The organism is Prosthecobacter sp. (assembly GCF_014879935.1).
Classification (GTDB): domain Bacteria; phylum Verrucomicrobiota; class Verrucomicrobiia; order Verrucomicrobiales; family Verrucomicrobiaceae; genus Prosthecobacter.
Window position 1 is genome coordinate 150,238 of sequence record NZ_JACSRD010000123.1, and the last position, 14,444, is coordinate 164,681.

At 62.0% G+C, this 14,444-nt stretch carries 15 protein-coding genes; all 15 read left to right on the forward strand.

What is annotated here, in order from left to right:
- The first annotated feature begins 4 nt into the window (after positions 1-4).
- Entirely contained in the window at positions 5-1,360 is a 1,356-nt protein-coding gene (locus tag IAE77_RS09690) for a flippase (RefSeq protein WP_294225339.1), read from the forward strand.
- Positions 1,357-2,874: a hypothetical protein gene (locus tag IAE77_RS09695; protein WP_294225342.1), complete on the forward strand. Its 1,518-nt coding sequence runs from the start codon at positions 1,357-1,359 to the stop codon at positions 2,872-2,874. Before IAE77_RS09690 ends, IAE77_RS09695 begins: the two co-directional genes overlap by 4 nt.
- Positions 2,871-3,617: a class I SAM-dependent methyltransferase gene (locus IAE77_RS09700; protein ID WP_294225345.1), complete on the forward strand. Its 747-nt coding sequence runs from the start codon at positions 2,871-2,873 to the stop codon at positions 3,615-3,617. Before IAE77_RS09695 ends, IAE77_RS09700 begins: the two co-directional genes overlap by 4 nt.
- A gap of 1 nt (position 3,618) precedes the next feature.
- A complete protein-coding gene (locus IAE77_RS09705) occupies positions 3,619-4,314 on the forward strand; it encodes a class I SAM-dependent methyltransferase (RefSeq protein ID WP_294225367.1) in 696 nt (231 codons plus the stop codon).
- Positions 4,311-5,444 carry a glycosyltransferase family 4 protein gene (locus IAE77_RS09710; protein WP_294225370.1) on the forward strand — a complete coding sequence of 378 codons (1,134 nt, stop codon included), beginning with the start codon at positions 4,311-4,313 and terminating at the stop codon, positions 5,442-5,444. Before IAE77_RS09705 ends, IAE77_RS09710 begins: the two co-directional genes overlap by 4 nt.
- A complete protein-coding gene (locus IAE77_RS09715) occupies positions 5,441-6,001 on the forward strand; it encodes an acyltransferase (RefSeq protein WP_294225372.1) in 561 nt (186 codons plus the stop codon). Before IAE77_RS09710 ends, IAE77_RS09715 begins: the two co-directional genes overlap by 4 nt.
- Positions 5,998-6,837 (forward strand): hypothetical protein, encoded by an 840-nt coding sequence (locus IAE77_RS09720; RefSeq protein WP_294225375.1) that lies wholly within the window; start codon positions 5,998-6,000, stop codon positions 6,835-6,837. Before IAE77_RS09715 ends, IAE77_RS09720 begins: the two co-directional genes overlap by 4 nt.
- A complete protein-coding gene (locus IAE77_RS09725) occupies positions 6,837-8,015 on the forward strand; it encodes a glycosyltransferase family 4 protein (RefSeq protein ID WP_294225378.1) in 1,179 nt (392 codons plus the stop codon). The genes IAE77_RS09720 and IAE77_RS09725 overlap by 1 nt, the downstream gene beginning before the upstream one ends.
- 8 nt (positions 8,016-8,023) lie before the next feature.
- Positions 8,024-8,851 (forward strand): glycosyltransferase, encoded by an 828-nt coding sequence (locus tag IAE77_RS09730; protein ID WP_294225381.1) that lies wholly within the window; start codon positions 8,024-8,026, stop codon positions 8,849-8,851.
- A complete protein-coding gene (locus IAE77_RS09735; protein ID WP_294225384.1) occupies positions 8,848-9,837 on the forward strand; it encodes an exosortase/archaeosortase family protein in 990 nt (329 codons plus the stop codon). Before IAE77_RS09730 ends, IAE77_RS09735 begins: the two co-directional genes overlap by 4 nt.
- Positions 9,834-10,547: an exosortase-associated EpsI family protein gene (locus IAE77_RS09740; RefSeq protein WP_294225386.1), complete on the forward strand. Its 714-nt coding sequence runs from the start codon at positions 9,834-9,836 to the stop codon at positions 10,545-10,547. Before IAE77_RS09735 ends, IAE77_RS09740 begins: the two co-directional genes overlap by 4 nt.
- On the forward strand, positions 10,544-11,344 hold the full coding sequence (gene larE, locus IAE77_RS09745; RefSeq protein ID WP_294225388.1) for an ATP-dependent sacrificial sulfur transferase LarE: 801 nt from the start codon (positions 10,544-10,546) through the stop codon (positions 11,342-11,344). The genes IAE77_RS09740 and larE overlap by 4 nt, the downstream gene beginning before the upstream one ends.
- Positions 11,341-12,126 (forward strand): nickel pincer cofactor biosynthesis protein LarB, encoded by a 786-nt coding sequence (gene larB, locus IAE77_RS09750; protein ID WP_294225391.1) that lies wholly within the window; start codon positions 11,341-11,343, stop codon positions 12,124-12,126. Before larE ends, larB begins: the two co-directional genes overlap by 4 nt.
- Before the next feature lie 78 nt (positions 12,127-12,204).
- On the forward strand, positions 12,205-12,999 hold the full coding sequence (locus tag IAE77_RS09755) for a hypothetical protein (protein WP_294225394.1): 795 nt from the start codon (positions 12,205-12,207) through the stop codon (positions 12,997-12,999).
- 52 nt (positions 13,000-13,051) lie between these two features.
- Positions 13,052-14,443: a hypothetical protein gene (locus IAE77_RS09760; RefSeq protein WP_294225396.1), complete on the forward strand. Its 1,392-nt coding sequence runs from the start codon at positions 13,052-13,054 to the stop codon at positions 14,441-14,443.
- Position 14,444: the final 1 nt, after the last annotated feature.

Here is a 14,444-nt window from a genome sequence, read left to right on the forward strand (position 1 = left end):
TTTCATGAACGATCCTTCCCAGTCGGCGCCGCATCCGCGCGCTGGCCTGCACCGCATGATCTCCGGCTTCTCGCAGTCGGTCATCCTGCGCGTTCTCAGGCTCAGCCTCAATGTCGTGGTCACCGGCCTGCTGGCACGCCATCTGGGCAGCGCCGGCTTTGGAGCCCTCGCGGCAAGTCTGGCGCTCGTGTCGCTGCTCTACACGCTGGCTGAGCTTGGCATGAATCGCGTCCTGGTGCGTGAACTGCTCCACTCTGAAGCGGACGAGGCCGCTCTGATGGGATCCAGCTTTTACACGCGCATGGTGGCGGGGCTGGTGCTGTTTGCCGGCCTGGTGATCTATGCCGGTGTTTTCAAGCCTGCCGAGGCTTCACTGCTGCTCATCTACGGCCTCGCATTGCTGACGCATGCCATTACTGACGTGATCGCATGGTTCGAGGCCGAACGCCACATGCCAGAGGCGGCTTGGTGCCAGTTCGGCGGCTTCGCCCTCAGCGTGGCGGCCATCGTGGCCGGCGTATTGTGGCGGGCGCCGCTGTGGTTCTTTGCGCTGACCTTCATTATCGAATGCCTCGCCGTCGCCACCGCATTGCTCGTTCGTTATCACCAGCTCGGCGGCTCGTGGAAGACCTGGCGGTGGAGCAAGACAGTGTCTTTCCGGTTGCTGCGGGAGTCCTGGTATGAACTGGCCACGCAGCTCACCCTCCTCATGCTGCTGCGTCTGGATGCGGTCATGGTGCAGGCCCTGCGCGGTGAGACAGAAGCCGGATTTTACAGTGCTGCGGTGCGTGTGTCCGAGGTGGCCTACTTTCTGCCCGTGTTGTTGTGCGGGTTCATGATGCCGCCGCTCATGGACAGAAAACAGAAAGGCAGCCCTGACTACGCAAACCGCATCGCGGACTATTTCGGCGTCACTTTGGCGGTCACGGTGCCCATCGCCGGGCTCATGGTCCTCGCCTCGGCTCCAATCATCAGCTTGCTGTTCGGTGCTGGCTTTCGGCCTGCGGCTTCCATGCTGGTCGTTCATGCCTGGGCCTTGATCCCTTACGCGCTTGGCATCGCCAGGACCCAATATCTCACCATCGAGGGCCGCTTGTCGGCGAACGTGCCTGCCGTCATCTTCGCCTTGATCATCAATATGGGCCTCAACTGGCTCTGGATTCCAGTGCATGGCGGTCTGGGCGCTGCCTGGGCCACTTTGATCGCCTACAGCATCGCCTGGGTCGTCAGCACCCCGATCATGCCTGCGACACGCGGCCTGACGTCACTGACGTGGCAGGGCATTCTGCGACTGCCGCGCCTGCTGGAAGACACGCTGGGCCGCCTGCGGCGGCCCGTCTCACCTCTTTCCGAACCATGAACCAAGGCAAACCTGGAGCCACCGCGCTCATTGTCATGCTGATGCTCGGCGGCTTGTATGCCATCGCTTCGGTGGTGCTGACCGAGGGCAACTCGATCGGCCAGATGTGCCTCTACCTGCTCGTCGGTGGCTTCGTGTTTGCGCTGGCGGCTCCGCGCGCGGGCTTCTTCGTGTGGATCATCTTCTGCGGCTACAACGACCTGCTGAAACGTCTGCTGGTCGTCGGCGGGCGGGTCACGCAGGAGGATTTGAAATTCGTGCTCGGCATCACTCCGGCGATGTTCTCAGGCGTCGTCGTTTCACTCGTCTTCAGCGGGCTCATGGGCTCCCGCCGCGTTTCTGGACGCGACTGGGCGCTGCTGCTGGTGGGCGTCTTTCTCATGATGCTGGCAGGCGGACTGGCGGCCAAGCAGGGTGGCGGCGGGTTGAACACGGTCCTGCAAAGCATCGCCAACAACGGCCTCTACTCGCTTCTGCTGTTCGTCGTTCCCTTGTTGTTCCGGGAGAAAGGCAGCCTGGTTTCCCTTTGGAAGACCCTCGTGCTCACTTGGCTGCCCGTTTCCATCTACGGCGTCATCCAGCAGATCAATGGTTTCGCCGACTTCGAGGTCGAGTACCTCCTCAGCGGCCTCAGCATCGAGATCAAGCAGCTCTACACCGACGATGTTCGTGCTTTCTCGACGTTGAACTCGCCCACCGCCCTCTCCGTCATCGACGCCGTGCTTGCCGTGTGCAGTCTGCTGCTGGGATTCATGTATCGCGGTGAAAACGGCCGGACACCCCTTTCGCGTCCGGTCGCGCTGTTCTGCTTCGTCGCCCACACCGCAGGCTTGATTGCCTCCACGGGCCGCACGTCCCTGCTCATCCTGCCCGCCGCCCTCGTCGCCACGTGGTGCTTTGTCTCCCATCGGCGCACCAAGGCGTTTTACATCAGCGTGGTGTCCGCCTTTCTGATCCTGGTGGCGTCCTCTGGCTGGCTGATCAATCACCTGGAGGAGCTCAATGAACGCGCCATGGCCCTGGGAGCTCCGGGCGGCTTCATTTCACGCATGGTCATGGTCGGGACCTACTGGGACCGCCTCTCCGGGTTCTCCAACGTGCTGATGAATCCTGCCGCCTGGTCGCTCTTCGGGTTCGGAGAAGCCGGTGACAGCGAGGGCTTGTATCACTACCACGACCCGATCTCCGAAATTCTCATGCGCTATGGAGCGGTCGCCCTGTTTGCCGTGATCGCTGCTGTCACAGTGATGCTGCGCTGGTTTCACAAGAAAGCCTGGCAGATCGAATCGGCACCCGACCGCAAGTTTGCCTCCGCCATGATCGCGCTGTCCTTCTCCATCCTCTTGATCTCGGCTGTCAGTGGTTCAGTGATGGCCGTCTTCCCGGTGAACATCTTCTTCTGGCTCTCCTGTGCCGCGGTGCTGGGCCTCTCCCGCAAGCCCGAGCCGGTGAACCGGCAGGCCCCGGCACATCCGCACGCATCCTTTGCCTTCCAACGTCATACCACGCCATGAGCACCAGCTACTACGAGACTTACTGGCAGAGATCAGACGGTTGGAATCCCGACGAAGGTGTCAATCACCCCATCGAAAGGAAAATCTTCTCCCAACTGCTCAAGCCAGGCATGCGGCTCATCGACTATGGATGCGGCAATGGCGAACGCTACGGTCGTGACATGCTCAATCGGCAGATCGACTACCGGGGCTTCGACATTTCAGAGACAGCGCTCGCCAACGCCGCTGTTCTCGGCCTGAATGTGGCCCGTATTCGTGAGGATGGCAGCCTGCCACTGGACGAGGCCAGCGCAGACTGTGCGATGTGTTTTGAGGTGCTGGAGCATCTGAATGAGCCGGATCAGGCTCTGGCTGCCATCCGCTACGCGCTCAAACCCGGCTCACACGCCGTCTTCAGCGTGCCGAATGCCGCCCATTACGTGCAGCGCATCGAATTCCTCCTCACCGGCTTCTGGAATCCGGGCGGCAGCCCGCACACCGCTCGCAAGTCGCCCTGGCGTGATCCTCACATCCGCTTCTTCAATCCATCCATGCTGCGACGCATGCTCGAAGCCAGTGGCTTCGAGGTCGAACGCATCATCGGCGAGCCGTTCACCTTCCAGGCGCTGCCGTGGTTCTACAAACAGAAGAAACTGCTGCCGTTCCTGACCTTGCTTTCGAAGCCCTTCGCCTGGCTCGGCACCCGCTTCCCGGGCCTGTGGTCGGCACGTCTGTTCGCCATCGTTCGCAAACCTCAGCGCTGACATGCTGCGTCCTCTCCTCCGCCGCTTCTGCTACACGGCCAACACCATCCGCTACCGGGTGGAATGGCCGCGTCTGCGAGAGGCTTTCGCCAAAATGCCGCCTGCGCAGTTGTTGTTTGATGGCGGTGCAGGCTCAGGTGAGTTTGTGTGCCGCACTTTGGCCGGAGGCTTCGCCAAACGCGTCATCGCGCTTGAGTTCGACGCCAGCAACTTCACCCGGCTGCAGGAAAACCTCGGCTCCGACCCCCGTGCCACCCTGATCCAAGGCTCGCTGCTGGAAATCCCGCTCGAAAACGAGTCCGCGGACATGGTGATGAGCACCCAGGTCATCGAACACATCGAAGATCACGAAAAAGCCGCCGCGGAACTCTGCCGTGTCCTCAAGCCGGGCGGACATGCGCTCATCACCGTGCCGCATCCGCCGGAGCCGTTTCCCAACGACGGTCATTTCCGCGAAGGCTACACCGCCGCGGACCTCACGGCCCTGTTCGCGCCGCATGGCATGACGCCGCTGCACACCGACTACTTCCTCACCCGCGCAACGACGGACCGCATGGGCCTGGTCTGGAAGCTGCCGGCGCATGGCGTCTTCCTGCCCGTGTCGTGGGTGGATGCCGAATCCGGCCTCACGAGCGAGCAGCGTCGTGCGGGCACGCCGTACGGCCTGCTCATGCTCTTCCAGAAAGCGCTGCGATGAGGGTTCTCATCATTGATCCGAACCTGAGCCTCTCCAGCCCGTCGATGAAGGGCGTCGTGCGTTCACTCGGAGCCTGGCAGGAACGCGGAATCAAAGCCGAGGCCTGGTGCTGGTATTGTGATGAGGATTTGCCGCTGGACCGCGTCTTGAAGCTGCCGCGCATCGCGGTGCCGCTCCTGGGTGGTCTTTTCTTCGCATGGCAGGTGTTCTGGCGTGCGTGGTGGCAGTTCAGCGTGCTCAAAAAGCCGCGGCCGGATATCATCTATGCCATCGGCTGGTATCACCAGGCCTGCGATGTCGCCCACGTGCATTTTTCTCCGTTCGACTGGGAGAACCGCCAGCGCACGCTCGGCACGCACTCGCTGCGTGACTTCATCGAGCGTCTTGCGAACGGCATCCACCTGCGGCGCGCCCGTCGTTCGTTGCGTGAAACCACCGCCAAGGCGGTCCTTTGCGTGTCAGAGGCGGTCGCGAATGACATGCGGGCGGAGAACCCGCGTCTCCCGATCGAAGTCCTGCCGAACAGCTACGACCCGGAGCGCTTTCATGCGGGTGTCCGCGATCAATGGCGTGAATCCACACGGGAGAAACTCCACTTCGACCCCTCTCACAAGGTCTTCATCTTTGTCAGCACCGGTCATTACCGACGCAAAGGCTTCCTCCTCGCTGTTGAAGCCTTGCGTTGCCTTCGTCAAACTCATCCCGAGGTCCGGTTTCTCGTCGTCGGCGGCCGTGAAGAACGTCTGGCCGGCTTGCGCAACCAGATCGGACCTGACAACGACTGGATCACCTTCACCGGCATGGTGCCAGACGTGGAGAAGTATTTCGCCGCGGCCGATGCGCTGCTCTTTCCATCGTACTCGGAAGCATTCGCCTTGGTTGAAGTCGAAGCGGCGGCCTGCGGCCTTCCGCTGTTCCTCACACCTCATCACGGCTCGGAAATGATCCTGGAAGACGGCGTGAATGGCCGGCTCATCGATTTTCATCCGCCGCAGATTGCCCGTGTGCTGGCTGAATTCATCGAGGGACGCTGGAAGCCGCGGCAGATTCCCCTGAGGCACGCCATGGACGCCACCACCTACGCGGCACGACTGGGCGATGTGCTCATCCGGGCCTCTTCAAAGGCATGATCTCCACTTTTCTGGCCGCACTGAACAGCCTCATCGTGGCGTTGCGCAGCGGCGGCGTCTGGCATCGCTGTCAGCGTTTCTACGGCCTGCCGATCCTCATCCGGCAGCCGGGAGCCAGGCTGGAGATCGGCCGTCGCGTCGTGGCACTGAGCAAACCTCGACTGAACGAGATCGGGCTCATTCAGCCGGTCGTCTTCTCCCTGCTGACACCTGAGGCGGTCATCCACATCGACGATGATGCCGGGCTTTCAGGCTGCACGCTCAGTGCCCGTCGTGAGATCCGGGTCGGCCAGGGCACCATGATCGGCAGTGGTGTGCTGATCATGGATCACGACGCGCATGCGCTGCCGCTGCCGGGCACGCACGGTTCAGTGGCGGTCAAACCAGTCCACATCGGACGTGAAGTCTTCATCGGCGCCCGGGCCATCATTCTCAAAGGCGTCACCATCGGGGACCATGCCGTCATCGGCGCGGGGGCGGTCGTCACTCACGACGTGCCGGCACACCATGTCGCCGTGGGCAATCCTGCCCGTGTCGTTCCACCGGAAACAGAATGAACACACCCACTGAACACGGCGTGCTTTATGTCGCTTACGGTCAGCGTCATCTGGCCGAGGCAATCCACTCCTGCGGCAGCCTGCGGCGGGTGCATGCGGAAATCCCGGTTCACCTCGTGACCTCCGCGGAGGATCTCGCCACCCGTGGCGACGAGCTGCACGCTCATTTTGGCTCATGCTCGGTTCATCCTGACATCCGCCGCACTTTCAGGGACAAGATCATCGGCATGCAGATGTCCCCCTTCCCCCGGACGCTTTACCTGGACTCTGATACCGAGCTGCTGGGACGTGTGGATGATGTGTTCGACATTCTGGGCAAATTTGAGTTCGCCTACTGCCGCGACACCGTTCGCTACGCCATGCCTGCCCCCGAGGTTCCGCCCATTTTCAGCGAACCCAACGGCGGTGTTCTGGCCTATCGCAGATGTCCTGCTGTTGAGGCGCTGCTTACGCGCTGGCTTCAGATCAATGACTCGGAGGAAGCCGCCTACAAGAAGGCGCATGGACCGCGCTCGGTGTATGTGGACCAGGGTGCCTTGCGGATCGCGCTCTATGAGTCTGACGTCCGCCAGTATGTGTTTGGCTCGGAGTACAACCTCCGTGCCTATGCGCTTTGGTATGCAGGCGCCAGGGTCCGCATCCTGCATGCGCGGGAACCTTATCTGACCAAGTACCGTCACAGCATCAACAACAACGAGGACATGCGTTATGGTGATGGCGAATCGTGGCCAGTCCGCCAGGTGATCAAACTGAAGATCTGGATCAAGGAGAACTTGTTTGGCCGGTCACGCAACTGGCGTGACAAGGAGCGTCTCAGCAAGCAGTATCCGACTTGATGAAGCCCTCCCTGCTTCTGATCTGCCACACGTATGCCGTGCCCGAGCATGCGAAGAAGGTCACTGAGCTCGCACGCCATTTCACGCTGACCTGTGCCACCGTGCGGCCGCAGGATCTGGGGCCGGTTTATGGCTCCATCGTGCCGCCTCAGGACGATTCCTCCCTGACGTGGCGCTATGTCGAGCTGCCCGCCCTCGGTGTGAAGCCGTTCACCACCGCGGCTTTCTTGAAGGGTCTGTGCGGTGTCATCTGGAGCCAGCCGTGGGACTACGTGCTCGTGGAAAACGAACCGTGGTCCCTGGTCAAATGGCAGACGCTGTTCGCCTGCCGCATGGGCGGTCGAGTGAGCCGTTATGGCGAGTTCACCTGGGAGAACATCCGCCGCCCCGGACTGAAGGGCGTCATTCTTGATCTCGTTTACGATCTGACCGCTCGATGGACCGATTTCTGGGTGTGTGGCAATCAAGCCGCCGCCAACCTGGTCAAGGACCACGGCACACCAGACGAACACGTCATGGTCTGCCCGCAGCTCGGCGTGGACACGCAGGCTTTTCATCCTCTCACGCCTGCCGCGCGTGAACGGCAGCGGGAATCCCTGAAGCTGCCTCCGCGGGCGTTCATCATCGGTTTCGCCGGCCGGCTTGTTCATGAAAAAGGTCTGCTGGATCTCATCGCGGCCGCTGATGACTTGCAGCGCTCCGCGTCCACGATGAATCAGGCTGTCTGCGTGTCGCTCATGGGACAGGGGCCGCTGACGGCCAGGATCTGTGACGCAGCGCGATCGCGTCCATGGCTGCATTTGCTGCCGCCGGTGCCACATGGCGAGGTGCGGACCTTTCTCCAGTGCCTGGATGTGCTGGTGCTCGGCAGCCACCCGGTGCGCACAGGGCCGCATGTCTGGGAGGAGCAGTTCGGCCACATTTTGATCGAGGCTCAGGCCTGCGGGGCTCTCGCCATCGGCAGCACCTCCGGTGCCATCCCTGAAGTGCTGGCGGATGAAGATCTGCTTTTCCCGCCCGGTGACATCGTGCGGCTTCGCGCTCTTCTGGAGCGGCTGGTCGCTGATTCCGCCTTTTACCAGACCAAGCGGAACGCGTCTGCCACGCGTCTGCATGAACGCTACACGCACGCCGCTGTGGCCGACCAGCTTGCCCGCGCCCTACTGAGCCTGCGATGACTTGCGTCTTGATACCGGTCTTCAACCGCAAAGCCCTCACGCTGCGCTGTCTCGACCTTCTGCAATGGACCCGCGATCAGCCTGGATGGCGTGTCGTGGTGATCGATGACGCCTCCACCGATGGCACGGCCGATGCTGTGCGGCAGGCGCATCCGCACGTGGACGTGGTCCGCGGGACAGGTGACCTTTACTGGACCGGCGGCATGCGCCTGGGCATGCAGCATGCGGCCAAAGCGGGCGCTGAAGTCTTCATCTGGCTCAATGACGACACGCATCCCGATGAGACCTCGCTGCGTCGCATCGACCGCATCGTGCGCGAACAGCCGGATCTGGTACTGGCCTCCACACCGATCGTCGATGGCGAGGTTCACGTCTGTCATTCGTTGAAGCGAGGCCGTGCGCCCATCACTGGAGCGGAGTTTGACGTGGCGGACGTGCTCGCGGGTTATCAGGTCGCCTTTTCGCGCAAGCTGGTGGAGACAATCGGCTTTCCCGATGACCAGCGCTGGCCGCACTACGCGGGTGACAGCTCCTACACGCATGCGGCACATCAACACGGCTTCAAAGTGCGCATCGACTCGCTCAGCCGCATCGAACTGCCCGGATTCGAGCCCTACCTCACCGTCGCGCAGACCTTCTGGCACGGAGACAAGAGCCTGGGGCGGCGCATTCACGACTGCTTCATCGCGAAGAGGTCGAAATACCGGCTGCCGACGCAATGGCACCTCGATGTCCTCTATCGTGGCCGGTTGGGTGCCAGCCTGATCTTTCCCGCCCGTCTGGGGCTGTGGACGCTGCAGATCATCCGCGAAGGCCTGAAGACCAAAGCCGCATGAGTTCGCCACAGAAGACATCCTCGCACATCCGCAGCGCCATCGTCGTGGGGCTGGCGGCGGCTGCGATCGTGCTTCTGATGGCCGTGCAGCCCTATGCGGCGGGCTACGGTCACTTCCGGCGCACGCTGCTGGCCGAATTGCTGATGCGGTGGAAGGATCCCACGTGGCAGCATGGTGCGCTGATGCCGTTCATTGTCGGCTGGCTCGTGTGGAGGCGCAGACAGGAGGTCAGCCGGCTGCCGGAGACGTCCAATCGCGGGGGTTTTGCCCTCGTCGTGCTCGCCTTGCTCCTCTACTTCGCCGGCTTCCGCGCGAACAACTTCTACTGCGGTTACGCGACCGTCATGCTGCTGCTGGCAGGCGGATCGCTGTGGCTGCAGGGCTGGCTGCGCAGCCGGGTGATGCTGTTTGCGTGGCTGATGCTCGGCTTCATGTGGCCGCTGCCGTTTCTGGAGGAAAGCATCGGCTACCAGATGCGCCTGATGATGGTCAAGACGAGCGGATTCGTGCTGAACACCCTCGGCGTCGAGTCGCTGGTGTCCGGTACGGCGTTGCAATCCATGCCGAACCTCGAACTCGGGCGGAAAGCGGGGGATTTGTTCAGCGTGGGCATCGCCGCGCCATGCTCCGGCATGCGCTCGCTGTTTGCGCTGCTCGTGGTGGGCGCCTTGTTCAGTTATTTTCGCCAGCGGTCGCTTGGACGCAGGCTGGCGTTATTCAGCACGATCCTGCCCATCGCCATCCTCGCCAACATGACACGCATTCTCGTTCTGATCTTCGCGGCGATGATTTTCGGCCAGGACTGGGCCATCGGCGATGCGCAGAAAGAGGTTTCCGCCTTCCATGAACTGACGGGCATCCTGGTCTTTCTCGTGGCCTTGCTGCTGCTCCAGGGCGCCTCATGGGTTCTGAACCAGCTCTGTGGCGGGCCAGGTTCCCGCCGTGGACGGGTGGTTTCACGTCAGGTGGTCTCCTCGGTGACATGATTTTGCGTGCCGTCATTCTCTTCGCACTCTGCGGCATGACCATGCTGCTCTGCCAGTTCTCACCCCAGCCAAGGGGTGGCGACGACATCGGCATCGTGGCGGACCTGCCGATGGTGGCGGGCAGTTTCGTGGGTGAATCCGAACCGCCCAGTGAGAAGGAGCGCGCGCTGCTGCCAGCCGACACGATCATCGTGAAGCGGGAGTATCGCACGCCCGGTCGTGCGCTCGAAAACCGCGATCTGGCGCATGCATCACTCGTCATTGCCGGCAATGACAGCCGCAGCATCCATCGCCCCGAAGTCTGTCTCGACGGCCAGGGCTGGACGATCACCGATTCGCGGGTGCATGAGGTGAAACTGCTCTCCGGCGAGGTTTTGCGTGTGCGTGACCTCGCCATCGGACGCGAGGTGCTGCTGTCCGACGGCTCCAAGCTGCCGTTGCGGGCGCACTACGTTTACTGGTTCGTCGGCGCGGATGTCAGCACGCCGAGCAACCTGGAACGTCAGCTCATCAGTTTCCGTGACAGCGTCCTGCGGAATGTGAACCATCGCTGGGCTTATCCCTCGGTGATGGCACGCGTGACGGACAATCTCACGCTGCAGCAGAGCGGTGAACGTCGTCGTGATGACGAGGAAACGGTGAAGATGCTCCTTTCACTGATCCGCAGCCTTGCGCCGCGATTGCAGAAGGATTTGGTGCCGCATTCATGATTTCGAAGCTTATCGCCCATTTGCAGCCGCTCGGTCGCGTCGCGGTCGCCTATTCCGGCGGCGTGGACAGCACGCTGGTTTTAAAGGCCGCCGTGGATGCGCTCGGAGCGGACCATGTCGTCGCCCTGCTAGCTGTTTCGCCCAGTTTGCCGCAAAGCGAGAAGGACGAGGCTGTTTCGCTCGCCAAACAGCTCGGCGCGCGACTGGAACTGCTGCCAACGAAGGAAACGAACGATCCGCAGTATCAGGCGAACGCGCCCAACCGCTGTTACTTCTGCAAGGACCACGTCTATCGCGCTCTGCGGCAGTTTGCGGAGCAAAACGGCATCATGCATGTGCTGGATGGCATGAACGCCGAGGACACGCTCGATGTCCGTCCGGGCCGGGCGGCGGCGCGTGAGCTGAAGATCCTCAGCCCGCTGCATGATCTCGGTTTCAGCAAGAAGGATGTGCGTGAGGCGGCGAAAGCAGTCGGTTTACCGAACTGGGACAAACCCGCTGCCGCCTGTCTCGCCTCCCGCGTGCCGTATGGCACGAGCGTGACGCCGAAACTGCTGTCGCAGATCGAGCGTGCGGAGGCCGCGCTGTTTGATCTGGGCTTCCGTGAGCTGCGCGTCCGGCATCATGGCGATGTCGCCAGGCTGGAGGTGCCCGAAGCCGACCTGGTGCAGGCCTTGCAGCAACGAAACGAGATCACGGCAGCCTTGCGGGCCGTGGGATACACCTACATCACGCTCGATCTCGCCGGATTCCGCTCCGGCAGCATGAACGAAGTGCTCAAAGCCCGCGCCGCATGAACGAATCGAAGCTTCGCGAACTCCTCGCCCAGGTCAGCGCCGGACAGCTTCCCGCCGAGCAGGCGTTGGAACGTCTGCGCACGTTGCCGTTCGTGGAGGCAGGTCAGGTGCTGGCGGACACGCACCGCGCCATCCGCCAGGGCTTTCCCGAGACGGTGTTTGCGGAGGGCAAGACGCTCACGCAGACCACCGATGCGCTCACCTTGCTGGTCGGTGCACACGGTTGCGCGCTCGCGACGCGGGTGAGCATCGAAATGGCATCGCTGCTGTTGCAGCGCTTTCCGACAGGCAGCTACGACGGCGTTTCACGGCTGTATCGGATCGGGCAGATGGATCGCTCGTTTCAGGCGGCACCGGTGACCGTCGTCAGTGCCGGAACGTCCGATCTGCCGGTCGCGGAGGAGGCGGCGCAGACCTTGGAATTCGCCGGAGCCCGCGTGAACCGCATCAACGACGTCGGCGTGGCTGGATTGCACCGCGTTCTTGCCCGCATTGATGAACTGCGGGCGGCGAGCGTGGTGATCGTCGTCGCAGGCATGGAAGGGGCCCTGCCCAGCGTGGTCGGCGGTTTGGTGGCAGCCCCGGTGATCGCCGTGCCGACCAGCGTCGGCTACGGAGCCAACCTGCACGGCATCGCGGCGCTTTTGGGCATGCTGAACTCCTGTGCCAGCGGCCTGACCGTGGTAAACATCGACAACGGCTTCGGCGCGGCCATGGCAGCGTTGAGAATTTTGGGAACGGAGCAGCCCCGGCAGGCGCTGACGGCGAACGGAGGGCATTGATGGCTCAGCACTGGTTTATAATTTCCATAAATTAGTGCTCGCGCTGTCCTGAACTTCCCCTTAGCGTACTCAACTCTTATGAACTCGCGTTGGGTCCTTGCCATCATCTCAGCCGCAGCCCTGGCATCCCCGGTCTGGGCCGATCCGCTTTCCATCACTGGCGTGGATGACAATGGATCGGCAGGCGTTTATGAGATCGGTGGTCAGAACTACTGGTGGCTCTGCATCGAGCCAGTCACACCCGGCAATGTGCTGCCGGCCCAGACGATCTCGGTGGATGCCATTTCCGTGCTCGAAGGGTGGGACCAGCAGAACCAGGAGCGCCTGGACTTTTACACCCTCAATGCCGGCTACTACACCACGGCCATTCCGAGACAGGTGGCCGTCATGCAGTATGTGCTCGACACCTACCTCCCCTGGGACACGCTGGCAGGTGCCTCCGGGCGCTTCGCCGAGCAGGACAGCGATGCCTCGAATTACGGCAACCATGACGCTTTCTACAATCCTCTGTTCGCCGTGCAGAACTTCCTCGCCGAGACCTACGGCAAGGCAGTGAAGGAGGACTTCACCGACATGAGTGACTTCGTGGACTACTATCTGGCCGATCTGTCCCCCGCAGGCGTGGCCCGCTCCGGCATCTTCCAGGACATCCTCGCTGACGTGGAAGGCCGCAGTGCCGCCTTCTTTGACAGTTACACGGCGCAGCACGGCTACCTCATCGCCAACACGCTTTTCCCCGAGGCCGACTCGAACAACTATCAGGACTCGCTCATCATCTTCTCCTTCGCTCCGGTGCCGGAGCCCGGTGGTGCGCTGTTGATCGCATGCTGGGGCTTTGTGGTGATGCTGCGCCGCCGCCGAGTGGCCCGATGATCCGCCCAGTGCGGCATTGCCAGGAACTCTCGCGACCTGCGTCGCGAACGCCATGTCTCTCGAAGACACCCTTTATCCGCTGCTGAAACTCTACGAGGCAGCGCCGCAACCGGTCAAATCGGTCGTGGGACGAGTTTACCGGACCATTCCGGCCACACTGCGGCATGGCAGGGCCTATGAGCGGTTCCGTCAGGAAGCCCAGGCGGTGGAAGCGTGGGATGAGGACAGAATCCGTCGTTACCAGATCCATGCGCTGCGTGAATCGCTCCTCGCAGCGGCAAAAGCACCGTTTTACGCGGAGCGTTTTGCTGAACGCGGCCTGGATCCCGCCAGCTTTGAGTGCCTGGAGCAACTGGCAGATTATCCGCTGCTCACCAAGCAGGACCTGCTGCAGCATCGTGAGCAGATGGTGAATCCCGAGTTTGATGCGAGGCATCGGCTTTACATCACCACGGGCGGTTCGAGCGGTGTGCCGGTTGGCTTTTATCTGCACAAAGGCGTGAGCCGTCCAAAGGAGCAGGCCTATCTGGAGGCGCAGTGGTCACGACGTGGCTACCAGCCCGGTGATCGCGTGGCCGTGATCCGCGGCGGCGTCACCTCCAGCCGCGCGGCCGGCCGCATCAGTTACTACGACGCCACACGGAACTGGCTCATCCTGTCCTCGTATCACCTCACACCGGAACGACTGCCGGAGTATGTGGCCGCGCTGAATCGTTTTCGGCCGCAACATCTCCATGCCTACCCCAGCGCGGCGCTCATGCTTGCGCGTGCAATGGAGCAGACCGGCACGAAGCTCGATTTCCCGATCACTTCCATGCTCTGCGGTTCGGAAAAGCTCACGGCGGAGTCCCAGCACTTCCTGGAGCAGTTCTTCCACACCCGCGTGTTTCATTGGTATGGCCACAGCGAGCGTGTCGTGCTCGCCGCACAGAGTCGCAGCTCGAATCAACTGCACTTCTGGCCCACCTATGGCTTCGTCGAGTTCGGAGAACCAGATGCCGATGGCAATCGCGAGATCATCGGCACCTCGTTTCACAATCACGTCATGCCGCTGATCCGGTATCGCACCGGAGATCTGGCAAAAATGACGAATGACGAATGCGGAATGACGAATGCCGTGGTTTCAGAGGTCGTGGGTCGTGATTACGAGTTCCTCATCAGCGCCACCGGCCGCCGCATCTCTCTCACGGCCATCAACATGCACGATGATCTCTTCGAGGGGCTTTTGGCGGTACAGTTCGTCCAAGAACGCGAAGGTGAGGTCGAATGCCGCTTTCAAGCCGGTCCTCGATGGCAAAACTCCCGCCAGGAACTCATGCGTGCCGGTTTGCTGGCCAAGCTGGGAGATGATTTTATTCTCACGCTGCGTGAAGTGGGTGAAGTGGAGAAGACCAGCGCCGGGAAGCACAAGTGGCTGGTGAGCTTTCTGAAACCATCATTTTGAA

Excerpts from the sequence above, each read along its gene's own strand:
- IAE77_RS09700 (WP_294225345.1), top strand. The coding sequence starts at position 2,871 with ATGAGCACCAGCTACTACGAGACTTACTGGCAGAGATCAGACGGTTGG.
- IAE77_RS09760 (WP_294225396.1), top strand. The coding sequence starts at position 13,052 with ATGTCTCTCGAAGACACCCTTTATCCGCTGCTGAAACTCTACGAGGCA.
- larE (WP_294225388.1), top strand. The coding sequence starts at position 10,544 with ATGATTTCGAAGCTTATCGCCCATTTGCAGCCGCTCGGTCGCGTCGCG.
- IAE77_RS09725 (WP_294225378.1), top strand. The coding sequence starts at position 6,837 with ATGAAGCCCTCCCTGCTTCTGATCTGCCACACGTATGCCGTGCCCGAG.
- IAE77_RS09710 (WP_294225370.1), top strand. The coding sequence starts at position 4,311 with ATGAGGGTTCTCATCATTGATCCGAACCTGAGCCTCTCCAGCCCGTCG.
- IAE77_RS09720 (WP_294225375.1), top strand. The coding sequence starts at position 5,998 with ATGAACACACCCACTGAACACGGCGTGCTTTATGTCGCTTACGGTCAG.
- IAE77_RS09715 (WP_294225372.1), top strand. The coding sequence starts at position 5,441 with ATGATCTCCACTTTTCTGGCCGCACTGAACAGCCTCATCGTGGCGTTG.
- IAE77_RS09695 (WP_294225342.1), top strand. The coding sequence starts at position 1,357 with ATGAACCAAGGCAAACCTGGAGCCACCGCGCTCATTGTCATGCTGATG.
- IAE77_RS09705 (WP_294225367.1), top strand. The coding sequence starts at position 3,619 with ATGCTGCGTCCTCTCCTCCGCCGCTTCTGCTACACGGCCAACACCATC.
- larB (WP_294225391.1), top strand. The coding sequence starts at position 11,341 with ATGAACGAATCGAAGCTTCGCGAACTCCTCGCCCAGGTCAGCGCCGGA.
- IAE77_RS09690 (WP_294225339.1), top strand. The coding sequence starts at position 5 with ATGAACGATCCTTCCCAGTCGGCGCCGCATCCGCGCGCTGGCCTGCAC.
- IAE77_RS09740 (WP_294225386.1), top strand. The coding sequence starts at position 9,834 with ATGATTTTGCGTGCCGTCATTCTCTTCGCACTCTGCGGCATGACCATG.
- IAE77_RS09735 (WP_294225384.1), top strand. The coding sequence starts at position 8,848 with ATGAGTTCGCCACAGAAGACATCCTCGCACATCCGCAGCGCCATCGTC.
- IAE77_RS09755 (WP_294225394.1), top strand. The coding sequence starts at position 12,205 with ATGAACTCGCGTTGGGTCCTTGCCATCATCTCAGCCGCAGCCCTGGCA.